Genomic DNA, 17,548 nt, shown 5'->3' on the forward strand with positions numbered 1-17,548 from the left:
TTCTTGGTTTTTCCAGTATATGATTTTTCCGTAAATAAGCAAAGAGGCCCCTGGCCCGGGACCTCTTTGCTTTATTTATGATGCTGGTCATCGATATGGCGGCAAAAATCAGTAAAGTCAGGCGTCGTGTGGAGATCATAGGACATAATTTTTTTAATTACGGTTTCGATGATGACCTGCTCCAGATCGTCCTGACGATCACCCTTCATCTTGCATCGCGCCCCATGAATAGCGGGAGCGATGTAGGAAATGACTGTGACCAAAGCTTCTTTGTCTCCATCCTGGGCACGGGCGACTAATTCAAAAAGATCATTTTCCATGGCTTTCCTCGCTCATTTTTTTAGTGATAACTTCTGTTAGCTTCATGATGCTTTCGTTGAGTACTTCAAGGCGTTTCTCAAAACGGATAAGCAAATAACCTGTTAACACAATGGGAAAGCCGACTTGGCTGATTGCAGTTAGCAGAGATGCTTCGTCCAAAGCGATCACCTCCTTCCAGTCATGGCTTGACGAAGGTTCCGAAGGGCAAGGTTTCTTGTCTTTCCTACTGCCTGGGGCGATACGCCAATCATCTTCGCGATCTCATTGTCCTTATAGCTGAGGGCATAGCAGAGCATCGTTACTTGCTGCTGTTTTTGAGAAAGCTGGCTAAATGCTTGTGCCAATTGTTCATTAGATAGAAAGTCAACAAACCTCGCAGGATCTGGGCATATCGGTTCAGCTTGAGCTAGCTGGGTTGAATTTGTTAGTCTTTCGCCCAGCGTGGAGCTGCCCCCCTCACCTTTTAAAGGAAGGTCAAAGATAAGGGGCATGTTTATATCGAGCTTTTGCTGTTTCCGCATTTGATCAAGCGTGCAATACTTTATCGTAGATAAGAGATATTTTATAAATCGGATACGGAAGAAATGTTTACGGAATCGGTCCTCAAGCGCTCTTTTTTCTTCAGCATTGCCATCAAGAGCATTAACCAGCAGCTCGATATGCTGATCCTGTTGGAAAAATTCCTGAACGACACGGTCTTTAAATACGGTTTGGTGGCAGTCGCAATAATCATAGAATCGGGTGCGTTGATCTTCTGATAGCGCCATTTGGTTCACTCCTAGCAAAGCAATTCAATCTCCCTACGCTACTAAAGTGTGAGAAGGGGATAATTAATCAACCAAAACAGGAACATACGTTCTTATTTTTGGTGCAAAAAAACCCCTTCGCAATAAAAAAAAGGGGATCATACGTTCGTTTTAGGAGTATACCACATTCACCCATTTTAGGGGAATGGTCTTCGAGTGCTAGAGGAAAAAGGGGCGCCGGCATATAACGCAAACATACGTAAGCTTGTTCAGCGCGCACGGGTCTGCTTTCGGACAATCATTTCATAATGGCTTGGAATTAATCAAAACGCAGCGTGAAAAGAAGGCCATATTCGAGGCTGCTTAGCGAATCCGGTGAAAAATCCGCGGTGTGAATCATGTCATTGCTCGTAGCCTGCATGCCCCACACGTAAATCGGCGCTGCATCGGTAAGCGAACGAGGTTCGCTAGGCTGGATCAATCCGCGCGTGCTCAGCTTTTTGTCCCATGGAATGGTGAAGGTCGCGAGGCTGGAGCCATCGCCGCGCATCGTTGCTACTTTAATGGTTGTGAACTGCTCTTGATTGCTGCTTGCGCTGGTAACCGTATCGATTGAAATGATAAGTTCAATTTCGCGCTGATCGGTATCTTTGGCATTGAGAAACAAGTCGCTAAGCGAGCCGGCCAAGCTGGCTTTTTTGCCGTCTTTCCATAGCTCAATATCCAGGGCAGCATTGTGCTTAGCGCCTTCGTACTGTACTTTGAACGCTCCTGACATTAGGCCTAGAAAAGGTTGAAACTTCTTGCCATCCCCCTTAAACAGGTCAACGGGGGTAATCGTCACGGTACGGGCTTCAGCCGCAGCAGGCGACGCATTCCCGCGAATCGAGTCGGATGGCGCTGTTTCTTTCGTGCAGCTGGATAAAGCAATGAGCAGGACCAGCAAGCATAGGCCTTTGAATAATCGCAAGCAGCATTCACCCTTTCTGGATTGCGTCGAGCCTTATTTTTGAAAATTATACCATTCCTAATAATCGTCTGTAAAAGCCTTTACCAGTATGCTCCGCCAGTGGAGAGATTGTGGAATCGGCTAAAACCTTGCATAATGGTGCACAGCATGCACGGCTTTCGATAATCGGGGGCGTTATAGTAAATGGCGAAAGGATGTCGGTGGACGATGGAATGGGTAGAACGGATGAACGCGGCGATTCGCTATATCGAGGATCATATGCAGGAGGAAATTTCATATGCCGACGCGGCGAAGGCTGCTTGTTGCTCGTCGTATCATTTTCAGCGAATGTTCTCATTTATAACGGATGTTTCCTTGGGGGAATACATTCGCAGGCGACGGCTGACGCTCGCTGCGTTCGACCTTCAGCATAGCGCGATCAAGGTGGTTGACCTTGCGCTCCGCTATGGCTACGAATCGCCGGAGGCTTTCACCCGCGCATTCGTCCAGCTCCATGGCACGACGCCGACAGAAGCGCGCAAAGCCGGTACCGTGCTCAAAGCTTACCCGCCGATGTCCTTTCAACTCTCGATTAAAGGGGTTGCGGGGATGAATTATCGAATCGAAGAAGCAGGGCCGTTCTCGGTCGTCGGGCTGCAGGAGCAGGTGGGCACAGAGGAGGCATTCAGCAGAATACCGGGCTTGTGGGCAGACGCGCGGGATCGCGGCATATTCGGCGTATTGTGGGATATTCGTCAAGAGGGATGTCCAATCGGGGGTATCCTCGGGGTTTGCGCGAATGGGGAGTTCGGGAGGAATGAATCGTTTGAATACTGGCTGGCGATTGCGTCCGATTCCGATTGCACGGAGCTTCCGGAGGGGATGAACAAACTGGACTTTCCGCAAGCGACGTGGGCCGTGTTCGACGCGCCCGGACCGCCGGAAAACCTCCAAGACATCTGGAGGAGGCTCTATACCGAGTGGGTCCCTGTATCGGGCTATGAGTTGGCGTACTTGCCGACGATTGAGAACTATCTGCCGATGGAGGAGAATAGGAACGAGCTTTGGGTACCGGTGGTGAAAAAATAAAACAAGGCGACTGGCTGCGGGCCAGTCGTCTTGTTTTATTTGGGTAAAGGTACAATGGCGAGCCGCTGCATGCTGCTGGAAGGGCGATCCGCATGGGGGCGTTGCGTCTTTTGTATGTGTGATCGGACAAGCGTAATGTAATTTTTTGGGCGGGGGCGGTGCGATGCAGTCCCCATTGCAGTTTGTGCAATGAGAACGGTGAATAAATGGCGAAGATAGGCATGCCATTGTATTCTGTACAATCACAATTGGCGGCTGATCGCCGAATTAGCGGGAATCACGTCTTTTTCGCGCGCGTTCGGCAGACGCCGTTGCACGAATTGCAATGGTGGAACGCATGCGCGCCAAATGAGTCGCAGTCATTGCATGAAATGCAATGGCCGTGCAGCGAGCCCCGCCCTAGCGCAAGGCCGCTGCATCGCCGTGCAGCGAGCTCGCCTTAGCGCAAGGCGCTGCATCGCCATGCAGCGAGCCCCGCCTTAGCGCAAGGCGCTGCATCGCCGTGCAGCGAGCTCGCCTTAGCGCAAGGCGCTGCATGGCCGTGCAGCGAGCTCGCCTTAGCGCAACGCGCTGCATCGCCATGCAGCGAGCTCGCCTTAGCGCAAGGCGCTGCATCGCCATGCAGCGAGCTCGCCTTAGCGCAAGGCGCTGCATCGCCATGCAGCGAGCTCGCCTTAGCGCAAGGCGCCGCACCGCCGTGCAGCGAGCCCCGCCTTAGCGCAAGGCGCTGCATCGCCATGCGGCGAGCCTCGCCTTAGCGCAAGGCGCCGCACCGTCGTGCGGCGAGGCTTACGGCTTCGCCAGCTCCTTGCGCACGATCGGCGCAACCTTCGTGCCGAGCAGCTCGATCGCGCGCATCACCTCGCGATGCGGCATCGTGCCGACGTTGACGTGCAGGAAGAAGCGCGTCACGCCGAGGTTTTTGCGGAGCAGCAAAATTTTCTCCGCGACGTACTCGGGATCGCCGACATATAGCGCGCCGCGAAGGCTGCGCGCTTGGTCGTAGGTGGCGCGGCTGTACGACTGGCCCCATCCCCGCTCGCGGCCAATCACGTTCATCTGCGTCTGTGTCGGCAGGTAGAACGATTCCGCCGCCTGCTCGGTCGTGTCGCCGACAAAGCCATGCGAATGCGTCGCGATCTGCAGCTTGCTAGGATCGTGGCCTGCGCGCAGCGCGGCTTTCTTGTACAGCTCGACCAGCGGCGCGAAGCTCTCCGGCATGCCGCCGATAATAGCGAAAGCAACCGGCAGGCCGAGCATGCCCGCACGTACGGCGGACTCTGGATTGCCGCCGGTAGCAATCCATACCGGCAGCGGGCTTTGGACCGCACGCGGGTAGACGCCCAAGTTCTGAATGGCCGGACGATGCCCGCCGCGCCAGTTCACCTTCTCCGAATCGCGAATCGCGAGCAGCAGCTCCAGCTTCTCGTCGAACAGCTCGTTATAATCGTCGAGGCTGTAGCCGAACAGCGGGAACGATTCGATGAACGAGCCGCGGCCTGCCATAATTTCCGCGCGGCCGTTCGAAATGCCGTCCAGCGTGGCGAATTGCTGATAGACGCGGACGGGATCATCCGATGAAAGCACAGTTACCGCACTCGTCAGTCGGATATGCTTCGTCATAGCAGCCGCAGCCGCTAACACAGTTGCAGGAGAACTGCCTGCGTAGTCTGGGCGATGATGCTCGCCGATGCCATATACGTCAAGTCCGACTTGATCGGCAAGAACGATTTCCTCTACCGCATTGCGCAGCCGCTCGGCATGGCTCATGATGACGCCAGTCGTCGGGTCGGGCGTTGTTTCCAAAAACGTGCTGATGCCTATTTCCATCGTGTTGACCGGGTTTGTCATGATGAACACGCCTCCTCAAATAGATTGCTATATGTCCAGTTTACTAAAAAACATATAGTTTCTCAATTAAAATAAGTAATAATCGCATTTTCAACGGTTACCCGCCGCAAATCATCCCCGTCGAGAAGGTTTCCTGCCTGCTTACGTAGAAGCAATGGGAGAAGAAACCAGCGAATATTTGGCAAACAACAGGGGGACTCGATGATGGATCAACCTACGAGCATGGCAACAGCTATTGCATGGGGACAGTTTGTAGAAATCGCTTATCAAATGTATGCGTCCGACCAAGTGAATCCGGCAACGCCGGACAATTTCCCGGCAGGCTGGGAGCGAATCGCGAATCTGACGATGACGCCGCGCGTCGAATCGATTCATGAGCGGGAGTTTGGCGGCTTTATCGCACAGTCGGCAGCCGATCCCACGCAGCAGGTTGTCGCAATTCGCGGCACGGAGAGCGGCATGGACTGGATTTCCGATTTTGAATTTATTCTCGAAACGTTCCACGAGGTGCCCGGCAGCGGCAAGACGGAGCAAGGGTTTACGAACTTGTACCGCGGCATGCTCGTTGAGTATGTCGATCCAAGCAAGCCGCAGCAACAGACGCTGCTGGCGCAAATCGATACGCTGCCCGCAGGCACGAAGCTCGTCGTGACGGGCCATAGCCTGGGCAGCTCGCTTGCGACGCTGCATGCTTTCGTAGCTGCAAGCAAAGGCGTGCAGACCGAGCTTGTCACCTTTGCCTCTCCGCGCGTCGGCGACAAGGCGTTCGTTGAAGCGTTCCAAGCGCTAAACATGAACCAGACGCGCATATTCAATGAGCCGGACATTGTGCCCAAAATGCCGATCGAGCTGGCTGGCTATCGCCATATCGAGCCGGGCTTGTCGATTAACTCGACGCTGTTCCCGCTCAAGCATTCGATTCCATGTTATCATGCGTTAAGTACATACTTGTATGTAATGGGAGACGAGCAGGCGGATATCTGCAAATGCAGCAAGCCGAACGCTTAGCCTCAGCAAGCAAGCATTCACATCGATAACGGAGGTGCGTGATGAAAGCTTTATTCATTGGAGGCACAGGCACGATTAGTACGGCGATTACGAAGCAGCTGCTGGCGCAGGGCTGCGAGCTGTACTTGCTTAACAGGGGAACGCGGAACGAGGAGCTGCCTGCGGGCGCTCGTATTTTGCAAGCGGATATTAACGACGAAGCGCGTGTCGCCGAGCTGATCGCCGATCACTCGTTCGACGTTGTTGCCGATTTTATCGCTTTCGTACCGGAGCAGCTGGAGCGCGATTACCGTTTGTTCCATGGCAAAACGAAGCAGTTCATGTTTATCAGCTCGGCTTCCGCTTACCAAACGCCGTTGTCTGATTATCGCATCACCGAAGGTACGCCGCTGTCGAATCCGTGCTGGGAGTATTCCCGCAACAAGATCGCCTGCGAGGAATACCTCGTGAAGCAATATAGGGAGCAGGGCTTCCCGATTACAATCGTTCGGCCGAGCCACACGTACGACGAACGGTCGATTCCGCTAGGTGTACACGGCAGCAAGGGCACGTGGCAGGTTGCGAAGCGGATGCTGGAGAACAAGCCGGTCATTATTCACGGGGACGGCACGTCGCTCTGGACGATGACGCATAACAGCGATTTCGCCAAAGGGTTCATCGGCCTGATGGGCAACCTGCACGCGATTGGCGAATCGGTCCAGATTACCTCGGACGAGACGGTTACGTGGAACCAAGTTTACGAATCGATTGCCAGCGCACTCGGCGTGAAGCTGAATGCGGTGCACGTGGCATCGGCGTTCTTGGACGCTTGCAGCACGGAGGATTATAGAGGCGGACTGCTCGGGGACAAAGCCAATTCGGTTGTGTTCGATAATAGCAAGCTGAAGCGGCTTGTGCCGGCATTCGTGGCTACGACGCGCTTTGATCAGGGCGTTAAGCAGACGATTGACTATGTATTGGCCCATCCGGAGCATCAGATCGAGGACGAAGCCTTCGACCGCTGGTGCGACAAAGTGATAGCGGTACTGGAAGATGCCGTAGCACGGATAAAAGAATAAAGCAAAAAAGTCCTCGCTCTCAGCGGCATAAGCCGCGGAGAACGAGGACTTTTCTTTTGGGTGCAGGGAACCCGGTCCTGCTTATGTGTCGTTATTTCGTCGTTTTTTGTGCCGTCTCTGTTTTTAGCTCGGCAATTTGGACTTTGTACTGCTTCAGCAGCTCGCTCAGCGCTTGCTTAATGTCGCCAGGCTTATCGGCTTGCACAGCTTCAGCCAAAGCGATCTCGGCTTTGATGAACGCCATGTCCGACTCATCCATCTCGGAGACGGCATGAATCTCGATCGCTTTGCCTTCCTCAAGTGGGCCGACTTGGGTTATCGAGATACCGCCTTGGAGCTGGGCAGTTGGCGCGTTTGCAATCTTCACTGTGTCTTTGCCTGCTTCTCCGGCTGGAAGCGCAGGCAGTGCAGGCAATGCGCCCGTGCCGCTGACGCTTTGCGCAATGATAACCTTCGTTGCTTTGCCATCTGCGGAAGGCTTGCCGGCCTCAGCGGGAACAAGCTTGGCGGGCGCCGTTACGGTTGCTGTACCTACAGGCGGCACGGGCAGCGGAGGAAGCTCGCCTGCTTTGCCTTCAACTACTGTCATTACGCCTTTGTCGTCGGCTTGAATCGTGATTATCTTCCCATCAGCACCTGGAGCTGGCACCAGCGCTGGAGCCGCTACTGCGATTCCGCCATGAATGATTTTGTCGCCCGCAAGCTTCTCATACTGCGCTATCGTTTCCTTCCAATCGGATACTGTGTCCGGCGCATACTTTTTGGCGAGCTCGGTAGGGTCGGTGAAGCTGGTTACTGCAAAAGCGGGAGTCGCAGCAACGGTGCCAGCTGGTGCTGCGACTGTCTCTGTTTTAACGGTCAATACGTTAAGTGGTGCGGTCTTAGCGGACGTATTCGGGCTGTCGGCATTCGAGATAGCCGGGAAAGCGACGGCGGACAGCAGGACAGCGGACATGGCGAAACGGGTAATCGTGAGCTTGTTCTTCATCAGTTCAACACTCCTGTTTTAGGTGGATTGGCCTTGCATGACTAACTGTACAGAGCAGGTGTGGCAGAACGTTGGTGGATTTGTGGAAAAACGATGGCATGCCCCTATTGCGGCTAGCGTGTTGTTATACTGAAGGCAGGATAATCAGGGAGGTTTAGCGGTCATGGACAACAGCTCCTATTGCATTGCGGTCGTCGACGACGATGAGGCGATTCGCCAGCTGGTAGAGGCTTATTTACATAAAGAAGGCTATCGAACGGTTGGGCTCGGCAGCGGAGAGGAAGCGTGGGAGCTGTGGAAGGCCAGCCCGCCGGACCTATGGGTGCTTGACCTGATGCTGCCTGGCATGGACGGCTATGAATTGTGCAGGCGGATTCGCAACGAGGCCGAGGTGCCGATCATCATGATCTCCGCCCGAGATACCGAGGTGGATAAAATATTAGGGCTGGAGCTTGGCAGCGACGACTATATGGTAAAGCCCTTCAGCCCGCGCGAGCTGGTCGCAAGGGTGAAACGGCAGCTGCAGCGGCAGCAGCGGGCGATAGCGCCTGATGGCGTCAGCTCTGCGGGGGTCGACGCCGCATCCTCTGCTGCGCGTATTTTGGTGAACGGCCTTGCGCTCATCCCCGAGGAGCGGCGCGTGTTCTGGCAGGGCGAAGAGGTTGAGATGACCAACAAGGAATTCGACATGCTGAGGGTGTTCACCGAGCATCCGAATCGCGCCTTCACGCGGGGAGAGCTGCTGACGCTGGTATGGGGGGACGACTATTTCGGCAGCGACCGTGCGGTTGACCATTTGATTAAGCGGATACGGAAGAAGGCGGACATGCTGCCGATCGAGGCAGTCTGGGGCCATGGCTATCGAATGCGAATTGAGGGGGGCGTGCTGTAGATGAAGCTGGTTCATCAAATCAATTTGGCATTCGGCGCCGCGCTGGTGCTGGTGCTTGGCATTACGGCGTTATTAATCCACTATGTATTGCTCGATCATTTCATCGGCTCGCAGAAAGCGGATATGCGTTCGATGGGGACGGCGATTACCGCTCAATTGGTCAGCGCGCAGCCGGGGGAGTCAATTCCGATACCGGGACTGCCCGTCGATAAGACGACAGCAGGGCAGGGCGACGCGATTGAGGTCCACGGCAGCGGGATTTCGACGCCGATGCCGGTATTCACGCCGACGCTTACGGAAACAAAGTCGGCCCCAATGGCGGCTGGCGTAGAGGCGATTGTGACCGATGCGCAAGGCAATGTGCTGAGCGAGTGGCCGTCATCGCTCGAAAGCGTACACGCAACGCTGCCTGCCACCACTGTGGCGAAAGCGGGGTCGCTAAGCATGCAGAGCCTGTGGGACGGGACGGACGGGCGGTATTTGGTCGAGGTGAACCAGATCCCGCAGGGGACTTTAACGCTGCTGTCACCGATTAGCAAGATAAAGGAAATTGAGTTTGCGCTGCTCAAACAGCTGCTGCTCATCGTAGGGCTAAGCTTCGTGCTGATGCTGATGCTGAGCTATTTTGTAACGAAGAAGCTTATTAAGCCGCTCATGAAGCTGCGCGAGGAATTAACGAAGATCAAGTCGCGCCAGTTCGCGCAGGTCAGCCTCGTGCGGGCAGGCGGCGAGATCGGGTCGGTCGCGAAGACGGTCTACGAGATGGCAGGCGAGTTGAATCGGTTCAATCGGGTGCAGAAGCACTTTTTCCAAAATGCTTCGCATGAATTGAAATCGCCGCTCATGTCGATCGCTGGCTATGCCGAGGGCATACGGGACGGCATATTCGAAGGGGAGAGCGTGCGCAAAGGGCTTGATATCATCGTCCGCGAAAGCGGCAGATTAAAGAAAATCGTGACCGAGATGACGCTTCTGGCTAAGCTCGATAGCGAAGAAGATATTTATAAGCCTGCGCCGGTTCCCCTGAAGGAGCTGCTGACGGAGACGGCGGAGCGGGTTAATCCGATGCTCGTGAAGCATGAGAAGAGCCTTCACCTTGCGTGCGATGCCGGACTGATCGTATATGCGGATCGGGATAAGCTGCTGCAGGCGCTGCTGAATGTAGTGGCGAATGCCATTAGGCACGCGGGCGCGCAGATTCGGATTGAGGCGACGCTTGCGAAGGGGCAGGTCGTCATGACGATCACCGATGATGGAGAAGGAATTACCGAGGAGCTGCTGCCGAACTTGTTCCATCGGTTTGTCAAAGGCAAGGGCGGCGAAACGGGGCTGGGGCTTGCGATCTCCCGGGCTATCGTGGAGCGCAGCGGCGGCAAGCTGTCAGCGGCTAATGGACGGGAAGGCGGCGCCGAATTCCGGTTTGCATTTCCTCAGCCCTGATCAAGGGCGCGTCTTGCGATCCGCTTATTTCACCGATTAGAATAAGGGGATGGGCCACTGAGCCGAAAAGCTGAAGGAGATGGCGATGATGAGTGAAATTTTGCAACAATTGCTTACCCAAGAAGAAGAGCTTCAATTTGATGCCTTCACCCACCAAGACGCACTGCAGCTGGGTTTATTCATTATTCAGATCGCCAATGAGGAAGTCGGCCAAGGCATTGCCATTCATATCGAGAACGATGAGCATCCGCTGTTCACGCATTACATGGCGGGCACGAGCAAGGATAATGCGTATTGGGTGAACACGAAGAAGAATGTCGTAAACCACTTTGGGCATAGCTCGCTGTATGTCGGCGAATCGTACAAAGCGCAAGGGACGACGTTCGCGGAAAGCGCGAATCTGCCATCATCGGATTATCAGGGCGAGGGCGGCTCGTTTCCGATTATCGTGCGGGGACAGGGCAAAGTAGGCACGGTAACCGTGTCCGGACTAACGGGCGAAGAGGATCATGCTGTCGCCGTTGCGGGCGTTCGGCGGCTGCTTGCAAGTCGCTAATTGGGATAAAGTAAGCAATAGCGCAGGTTTTAAATAGAAGCGGCTCCCATTGGAGTTGCTTTTTATTTTTTGCTTAGTTCCTGTCTTAAACGACCTTAATTTACCAAGCGGCAGGGCGTAACATTACCTGGAACCTCAGCGTTAAATAGGTATCTTAACAGGGGGTAAGGGCCTATGAAGTTTCGATCTATTCTTCTTCTCTTTGCATTCGTAATGATTATGGCAGCCTGTAACGTCGGTCATGAAGCGGATAATGATAGAACGCTTGACGAAGTAGTTCGTGCTATGAAAGCAGAGGGACTTACGCCAATTGACAAAGGAGAAGCGGATAGTGACGCACTCGCGCAAGTAAAACCGCGTTTGTTCGCTATATCAGCTCCAAACGAGGATGCAGCTAACGCCGAATCCGTCTATGTTTATCAATTTGATTCTAACCAAGATTTGAAAGAAGCGATCAAACAACAGCATTACACCGTCACGACGTTGACTGCCATTAAAAATTACGAGAAACAAAATGTGCTAGTCGTTTATTTCGCTACAGGCGGTAAGATCGAAAAGTTTGGCGGGAAAATTCAGTCGGCAATCGATGGTTTATAAGAACTATTCCCTAAGCAGGAGTTGTTAAAATAGGAAACCGGTATCCTTAATGAGAGTAGGTGCTAGGATACCGGTTTCCTATTACCCATTGACTGTGTGATTTTGTGATGTTAATATACACCTGTAACCGCATACATGCCAATGTGCAAACGTTTGCAAATTGGATCGGATTTCGAAAAAACGAATATGAGATGAATCTGGTGCTGTCGAGCGGAGCGAGCTCACGGGAGGGAGCGTATAGCGGGAAACTAATCATCAGCGCATTTTTGGAAGCGGTTACATACCACGCAGTCATTAGCCCAGCTTTAATTTTACTTCAGAGTGGATGGAATTGAATAAATGCAGCGCACTTCATGAGTCGGACAAGGATTAACTAATCGGATAAGGGAGAGGAAAGGTAAGTATGAAAACACGGGCTATACGGTTTTGGAGCATCGTTTTATTCGCGGCTCTACTGATTCAAGCGATAAGCTACACGGCATCGACGCCAAGCACGGTGCAAGCAGCGGGCGAGGAATATGGGCTTCCGGCCCAAACGAAGGACGGACTCATCCTCCATGCATGGAACTGGTCGTTCGATACAATCAAGAATAACCTTCCGGCTATTGCGGCAGCGGGCTACAAGTCGATTCAAACGTCCCCGATTCAAGGGACAAAGGAAAGCACAATGGACGGAAGCAAATGGTGGCTGCTCTATCAGCCGACGAACTTCAAAATCGGCAATGCGCAGCTAGGCAGCCGAGACCAATTCAAGAGCATGTGCGAAGAGGCGGCCAAATATGGCATCAGCATCATCGTCGACGTTGTCGCCAACCACACAGCGAATGCCGGCGGGGGCAGCCAGCAGCTGCAGCCTTCGGGCAGTGTCGATCCTGCAATTCGAGATAACCCGAACTTCTGGCATCAAGCGACAACGGTTCAAGACTGGGGCAACAGATGGCAGGTTACGCAATGGGCTATCAGCCTACCGGATCTGAACACATCCAATCAAGAGCTGCAAAATATGATTATCGGATTCCTAAATGATGCGATTTCGCTGGGCGCGGACGGATTCCGATTCGATGCTGCGAAGCATATCGAGCTTCCTGATGATCCTAATGGCGCTGCTTCGAACTTCTGGACTCGCGTGTTAGGTTCGCTGACCAACAAGGATAGCCAGTTCATTTATGGTGAAGTTCTTCAAGGCGGAGCTGACCGTTTCTCGGCATATTCAAACTACATGGGGCTATTGGCTGACCACTACGGCGGCAGCATCCGAAGCGCGGTAACGAACAAAAACGTAGACGGTGCGAAGGACTACAGCGCGGATAATGTAAGTCCATCTAAACTGGTAACGTGGGTAGAATCCCATGATACGTATGCGAACAACGAAAGTGTATCCACTTATTTAAACGATTGGCAGATCAAAATGGGCTGGTCGATCATCGCAGCTCGTGCTCAATCGAATGCATTATTCTTCAACAGACCAGCAGGCGGAGGCAAGTTCGCAAGCACGCTGGGCGTACAAGGCAACGATCTGTGGAAAGATGCTGACGTGGTTGCAGTCAACAAATTCCATAATGCAATGATTGGCCAAGGCGAGTACTTGCGTACGCAAGGCAGCCAAATCATGTTGGTGGAGCGCGGAACGAAGGGCATGACGATCGTTAATCTTGGCGGAGACGCTCAGATTAACTCGGATACGAACCTTGCAAACGGCACTTATACGAATAAAGCATCAGGCGGCGGCACGTTCACCGTATCCAATGGCAAGATTACGGGCTTCCTCGGCAGCGGCAAGATCGCAGTTCTGTATGAAGCTGCTGCTTCAACAGGCATTTCGATTGACAAGGCAGAAGGCGCATTCTATACGGATGCTCTGAGCGTAACGATGTCGTATTCCGGTGCGACGTCAGCTACGTACTCGCTGAACAACGGCACGGCTACTTCGTTTAGCTCGGGCTCCTCGATCAGCTTCGGGGCAGGCGCAGCAATCGGCACGTCCTTCGTGCTGAAAATTACGGCAGGCGCGGTCACTAAGACGTACACGTTCACGAAAGCGGACCCGAACGCTGCGCTTAAAGTGCATTTCTACAAGCCATCAAGCTGGGGAACGCCGAACATCTACTACTACGATGATTCCGTAACGCCGACCAAAATTGGTGCAGCATGGCCAGGCGCTGCAATGCAAGACGAAGGCAACGGCTGGTTCGCTTATTCGATTCCAGCTTGGACGCAAGCGAAAGTAATCTTCAACTCCGGAAGCAACCAGTTGCCGGGCGCAAGCCAACCGGGCTTTGCAGTAACGGGCGAGAAGTGGATTAAGGACAGCGTCATCTATCCGAGCAATCCGGACGTTACAGTAGTAACGCCAACTGTGTCCATCGACAAGGCGGAAGGCACGTTCAGCACCGATAGCCTTGATGTGACGATGAGCTACACGAATGCTACATCAGCTAGCTATTCCCTGAATGGCGCGGCTGCAACGTCCTTTACTTCGGGACAGAAGATTACGATCGGTGCGGGCGCGGCTTCAGGCACAGCGTACACGCTGACGATCAATGCTTCCAATGCGACTGCGGGAACGAGCACGTCGAAGACATTCACGTTCACGAAGCAGCTTCAGCAGCAAAATAACATTACGGTACACTTCTACAAGCCTGCCGCTTGGGGAACGCCGAACGTTTACGCTTACGATGAGTCCGTAAGCCCGACGAAAGTAAATGCTGCATGGCCGGGCGCAGCAATGACGAGTGAAGGCGATGGCTGGTACTCGTACACGCTGACGGGTTGGACCAAAGCGAATGTGATCTTCAACAGCAACGGGCAGCAGCTGCCTGCATCTCAACAAGCTGGTTATGCGGTAACGCAAGATGCTTGGATCAAGGACGGCGTCATTACGGCTCAGAAGCCAGTTGACGGCCAGATGGTGGCAGTTACGTTCAATGTCAGCAACGCAACGACGGTTTCGGGACAAAGCGTATATCTCGTCGGCAGCACGACGGAGCTGGGCAACTGGGATCCGACGAAAGCAATCGGACCAGGCAGCACGACGAATTATCCGACATGGTCGTTCACGGTCAATCTGCCTGCAGGCACTGCCATCCAATTTAAAGCAATCAAGAAAAGTGGCAGCACTGTCGTATGGGAAGGCGGCGCTAACCATACCTACACGGTATCGGCTAGCAACCCAGTGGTAAACGTTACGTTTCAATAACTAATGTGTCAATAAATCAGCAAGCGCAGCATCTAATTCAGGAAATTGGAATACGAAGCCTTCTTGCAAGAGCCGCTCGGGTATCACCCAGCGGCTCTTCGTAATGAGCTCGGTTTCCGTACGAAGCGCGAAGGCGCCGACAGCGAGCATCCATGCAGCGGCTGGCAAGCCGATGCGGCGGTTCATTGCCCGCCGCATTTCGCGCATGAAGATGCGGTTTGTTACGGGCTTGGGCGACGAGCAGTTGAAGACTCCGCTCAGCTCTTCATGCTGCTGGAGAAATTGAAGGATTCGGAACAAGTCCTCGATGTGAATCCAGCTGAAGCGCTGGTCGCCTGAGCCCTGCGCGCCGCCAAGTCCGAAGCGGACAAGGTTGCGATAGGGCGTCATGACGCCGCCGCTTGCGCCGAGTACGATCGAAATCCGCAGCGCAATTTGTCTCGTCCGTGGAAGCTCGAAGGCGAATAAGGCGCGCTCCCACGTTTTGGCCACTTCGACCGAGAAGCCCGTGCCGATATCGCCTTCTGTTTCGGTCATGGGCCGATCTGATGCATCCCGATAGATGGTTGCCGTGCTGGAGTTGAGCCATAGCGGCGGGGGAGAGGTGCAGGCGCCTAACGCTTGTCCCAGAATCGCTGTCGTCTCTGTGCGCGAGCGGAGTATTGCTTCTTTATTAGCGTCATTATAGCGGCAGTTTACCGATTTGCCTGCCAGGTTGACGAGCAGCTCGGCGCCCTCCAGCGCTTCCTTAATGCGAGGGGCATCCTGCCATGAAATATGCTGCGGCTGCCTTGATAGGATGAGGACCTCATAACCGAGCTCTTGATATTTGCGTTCCAAGTACTGTCCGATAAAGCCGGTTCCGCCTGCTAACACAACCTTCTTCTTCACTTGGTATTCCTCCTATGTATGCGCATCCATTTGTACCCATCGTAGTATACTTGTGCATACTTCACAATCTATTTGTTAGTCGAGTTAGTTGATTTGCGGTACAACGGCAGTGGCGGCGGGCTATTGCTGCGGTCGAGGGTCGAAAAGGCGGTGCAGCATATTCTGCACCGCCTTTTTTTGGGGTGTGATGCCTTGAGTCCCGCTATGGTAGGTGGGGTGTTAGGCGGCAGTTATTGCAGTTTGTGCAATGAGAAAGTGCCGCTGCCGTTGATTAATGGCGTACCAATGCATTCTGTACAACGATAAAGTGGCGGCTTAGCAGGGAGCAGGCGGAATAGGCGGTTTCAACGTATATGCCGTTGCACGAATTGCAACGACAGCCCACGATAGCCGCTCTCGCGTTGATGCCATTGTATAGAGTGCAACGGCGGTGACGCTGACGGCGATAGCCGTTGCCGTGGGGGCGAGGTCGAAAGGCGGTGCAGCGTATGCTGCACCGCCTTTATTTGTTACCCTTTTCGCAAAATATTCGCCGCCAGAGCCGGCACCAGCCGGTTCAGCGCCTTCAGCAGCTTCACCTTGCCAATCGGCACCTCATACCGGTTGCGCTGCCAGCTTCTCATAAACGAGGCGGCTAGCGCCTCGGGCGTTATTTTGCCGCGCCCGCGTCCCCTTGTCATCTCGGTGTCGACGACAGGCGGAATGATCTCGAAGACGCGGACGCTGGTCGGCTCGAGCTGATAACGCAGCGCGATGCTGAAGCTGTGTATCGCCGCTTTCGTCGCGCAATAGATGGGGGCGGACTGCTTCGGCACGAGTCCGAGGCCGGAGGAGACATTGACGACGGCAGCTTCTTCATGGCGCGACAGCAGCGGAAGCAGCTTGGCGGTGAGCTGGGCAGGCGTCGTTAGATTCACTGCGATCTCGCGGGCGATGCGCGGCGAGAGGCACGCCGCTGAATCTGTCGTCCAGTCGTCGATATGCTGAATGCCCGCGTTGTTGATGAGTACATTCAGCTCGGGAAAATCGGCAGCTAGTCGCGCAACAAGCTCATCTACCTGCTGCTCGACGCCCAAGTCGCACACGATCGCAGCTGTGTCGGGAAGTCGCTCTGTAAGCTGATTGAGTTTGCGTTCATCGCGCCCAACGACAATGACGCGATTGCCGCGCTGCGCGAATGCTTCTGTCAGCGCTAGCCCGATGCCGGACGCGCCGCCCGTAATGAGTATGGTATGGCCAGCTAATTTCAATCCCTTCCACTCCTCTCTTAGGTCTAACTGTAAGGGAGGAAGGGAGGCGACGCATTAACCTAAGTTTATGCGTCGGCGAATTCGGCTCAGCGCAACCGGCGTAATGCCCAGATAAGAGGCGATATGATATTGCGGAATGGCCGCTGCCAAAGGGCCGTAATGGTCGAGGAACTGCCGGTAGCGCGCTTCGGCGGATAGGATGAGCAGCTCGCGCTCGCGCGTTTCTTTTTTGATATACAGCTGCTCAATCAACACCCGCCCAATCCGTTCCCAGCAGGGATGCTTGTCGAAGAGGGATCGAAATTCGCTGTAGCGGAACACGAGCAGCTCGCTGTCGGCAAGCGCTTGAATGGAGAAAAAGGCTGGCGCGTCCAGCAGCAGCGAGCTGTACGAAGCGATGAAATCGGCCGTGCCGCAAAAGCTTTTATTGTACTCTTCGCCAGATGGCGTGGCGTAGTACATGCGGAACAGGCCGCTCGTGCAGAAGCCGATGAGCCGCGCGGGCTCGCCCGCCTGCAGCCAATGCACCTGCTTCGCGATGGATTGCCGCGAAGCGATCGACCGGAACGATGCCCACTGGGCATCGGGAATCGGCGCGATGCGCTGGAGCGCGGCGCGCAATGCGGCTTCGCCAACGGCGTCAATAGGTCCGCCGCCGCCGAACGTCATGCGAGCGACCGCTCTGCGCTTGTCGTCTGAGGCGCTTGCGCATTTGG

18 protein-coding genes are annotated in these 17,548 nt (G+C 54.3%); 8 read left to right on the top strand and 10 right to left on the bottom strand.

Annotation, left to right across the window (positions count from 1 at the left end; all coding sequences use genetic code 11):
* Window positions 1-71 precede the first annotated feature (71 nt).
* The 4 genes from PAECUDRAFT_RS23010 to PAECUDRAFT_RS23020 form a co-directional block, all read right to left on the bottom strand.
* Window positions 72-320 (bottom strand): helix-turn-helix domain-containing protein, encoded by a 249-nt coding sequence (locus PAECUDRAFT_RS23010; protein ID WP_006040572.1) that lies wholly within the window; start codon window positions 318-320, stop codon window positions 72-74.
* Window positions 310-480 (bottom strand): YvrJ family protein, encoded by a 171-nt coding sequence (locus tag PAECUDRAFT_RS25425; protein ID WP_006040573.1) that lies wholly within the window; start codon window positions 478-480, stop codon window positions 310-312. Before PAECUDRAFT_RS25425 ends, PAECUDRAFT_RS23010 begins: the two co-directional genes overlap by 11 nt.
* A 5-nt stretch (window positions 481-485) precedes the next feature.
* Window positions 486-1,088 (bottom strand): sigma-70 family RNA polymerase sigma factor, encoded by a 603-nt coding sequence (locus PAECUDRAFT_RS23015; protein ID WP_006040574.1) that lies wholly within the window; start codon window positions 1,086-1,088, stop codon window positions 486-488.
* A gap of 298 nt (window positions 1,089-1,386) precedes the next feature.
* A complete protein-coding gene (locus PAECUDRAFT_RS23020) occupies window positions 1,387-2,037 on the bottom strand; it encodes a hypothetical protein (protein WP_006040575.1) in 651 nt (216 codons plus the stop codon).
* 207 nt (window positions 2,038-2,244) lie between these two features.
* Here PAECUDRAFT_RS23020 and PAECUDRAFT_RS23025 point away from each other — a divergent pair, with 207 nt between their 5' ends.
* Complete coding sequence (locus PAECUDRAFT_RS23025; RefSeq protein WP_006040576.1) at window positions 2,245-3,105, top strand: AraC family transcriptional regulator; 861 nt, start codon at window positions 2,245-2,247, stop codon at window positions 3,103-3,105.
* A gap of 439 nt (window positions 3,106-3,544) precedes the next feature.
* Here the strand turns inward: PAECUDRAFT_RS23025 and PAECUDRAFT_RS23035 are convergent, their stop codons facing one another.
* Together PAECUDRAFT_RS23035 and PAECUDRAFT_RS23040 are read right to left on the bottom strand one after the other, a co-directional pair.
* Window positions 3,545-3,844, bottom strand: a complete 300-nt coding sequence (locus tag PAECUDRAFT_RS23035) for a hypothetical protein (RefSeq protein WP_006040577.1) — start codon at window positions 3,842-3,844, stop codon at window positions 3,545-3,547.
* A 50-nt stretch (window positions 3,845-3,894) separates the two neighbouring features.
* Complete coding sequence (locus PAECUDRAFT_RS23040; RefSeq protein ID WP_006040578.1) at window positions 3,895-4,956, bottom strand: LLM class flavin-dependent oxidoreductase; 1,062 nt, start codon at window positions 4,954-4,956, stop codon at window positions 3,895-3,897.
* Between the two features lie 201 nt (window positions 4,957-5,157).
* On the opposite strand from PAECUDRAFT_RS23040, the gene PAECUDRAFT_RS23045 reads away from it, so the two are divergent.
* Both PAECUDRAFT_RS23045 and PAECUDRAFT_RS23050 read left to right on the top strand, forming a co-directional pair.
* The gene (locus PAECUDRAFT_RS23045; RefSeq protein WP_006040579.1) at window positions 5,158-5,964 is read left to right on the top strand and encodes a lipase family protein; all 807 of its coding nucleotides are present in this window, start codon (window positions 5,158-5,160) and stop codon (window positions 5,962-5,964) included.
* A gap of 41 nt (window positions 5,965-6,005) precedes the next feature.
* Complete coding sequence (locus tag PAECUDRAFT_RS23050) at window positions 6,006-7,022, top strand: SDR family oxidoreductase (RefSeq protein WP_006040580.1); 1,017 nt, start codon at window positions 6,006-6,008, stop codon at window positions 7,020-7,022.
* Window positions 7,023-7,113: 91 nt separating this feature from the next.
* On the opposite strand, the gene PAECUDRAFT_RS23055 is transcribed toward PAECUDRAFT_RS23050, so the two are convergent.
* Window positions 7,114-8,010 carry a hypothetical protein gene (locus tag PAECUDRAFT_RS23055; protein WP_006040581.1) on the bottom strand — a complete coding sequence of 299 codons (897 nt, stop codon included), beginning with the start codon at window positions 8,008-8,010 and terminating at the stop codon, window positions 7,114-7,116.
* 163 nt (window positions 8,011-8,173) lie between these two features.
* On the opposite strand from PAECUDRAFT_RS23055, the gene PAECUDRAFT_RS23060 reads away from it, so the two are divergent.
* From PAECUDRAFT_RS23060 to PAECUDRAFT_RS23080, 5 genes are all read left to right on the top strand, one after another.
* Entirely contained in the window at window positions 8,174-8,902 is a 729-nt protein-coding gene (locus tag PAECUDRAFT_RS23060; protein ID WP_006040582.1) for a response regulator transcription factor, read from the top strand.
* Complete coding sequence (locus tag PAECUDRAFT_RS23065) at window positions 8,903-10,342, top strand: sensor histidine kinase (protein WP_006040583.1); 1,440 nt, start codon at window positions 8,903-8,905, stop codon at window positions 10,340-10,342. It abuts the gene before it with no gap.
* An 88-nt stretch (window positions 10,343-10,430) separates the two neighbouring features.
* Complete coding sequence (locus tag PAECUDRAFT_RS23070) at window positions 10,431-10,898, top strand: heme-degrading domain-containing protein (RefSeq protein WP_144266641.1); 468 nt, start codon at window positions 10,431-10,433, stop codon at window positions 10,896-10,898.
* A 174-nt stretch (window positions 10,899-11,072) separates the two neighbouring features.
* Complete coding sequence (locus tag PAECUDRAFT_RS23075; protein ID WP_006040585.1) at window positions 11,073-11,495, top strand: hypothetical protein; 423 nt, start codon at window positions 11,073-11,075, stop codon at window positions 11,493-11,495.
* A gap of 403 nt (window positions 11,496-11,898) precedes the next feature.
* Window positions 11,899-14,691, top strand: coding sequence for a starch-binding protein (locus PAECUDRAFT_RS23080; protein ID WP_006040586.1), 2,793 nt, complete (start codon window positions 11,899-11,901; stop codon window positions 14,689-14,691).
* On the opposite strand, the gene PAECUDRAFT_RS23085 is transcribed toward PAECUDRAFT_RS23080, so the two are convergent.
* From PAECUDRAFT_RS23085 to PAECUDRAFT_RS23095, 3 genes are all read right to left on the bottom strand, one after another.
* Complete coding sequence (locus PAECUDRAFT_RS23085; protein ID WP_006040587.1) at window positions 14,692-15,582, bottom strand: TIGR01777 family oxidoreductase; 891 nt, start codon at window positions 15,580-15,582, stop codon at window positions 14,692-14,694.
* 509 nt (window positions 15,583-16,091) lie between these two features.
* Complete coding sequence (locus PAECUDRAFT_RS23090) at window positions 16,092-16,832, bottom strand: SDR family oxidoreductase (RefSeq protein WP_006040588.1); 741 nt, start codon at window positions 16,830-16,832, stop codon at window positions 16,092-16,094.
* A 54-nt stretch (window positions 16,833-16,886) separates the two neighbouring features.
* Window positions 16,887-17,501 carry a Crp/Fnr family transcriptional regulator gene (locus tag PAECUDRAFT_RS23095; RefSeq protein ID WP_006040589.1) on the bottom strand — a complete coding sequence of 205 codons (615 nt, stop codon included), beginning with the start codon at window positions 17,499-17,501 and terminating at the stop codon, window positions 16,887-16,889.
* Window positions 17,502-17,548 lie beyond the last annotated feature (47 nt).

The sequence above is a fragment of the Paenibacillus curdlanolyticus YK9 genome, from assembly GCF_000179615.1.
GTDB lineage: Bacteria > Bacillota > Bacilli > Paenibacillales > Paenibacillaceae > Paenibacillus_T > Paenibacillus_T curdlanolyticus.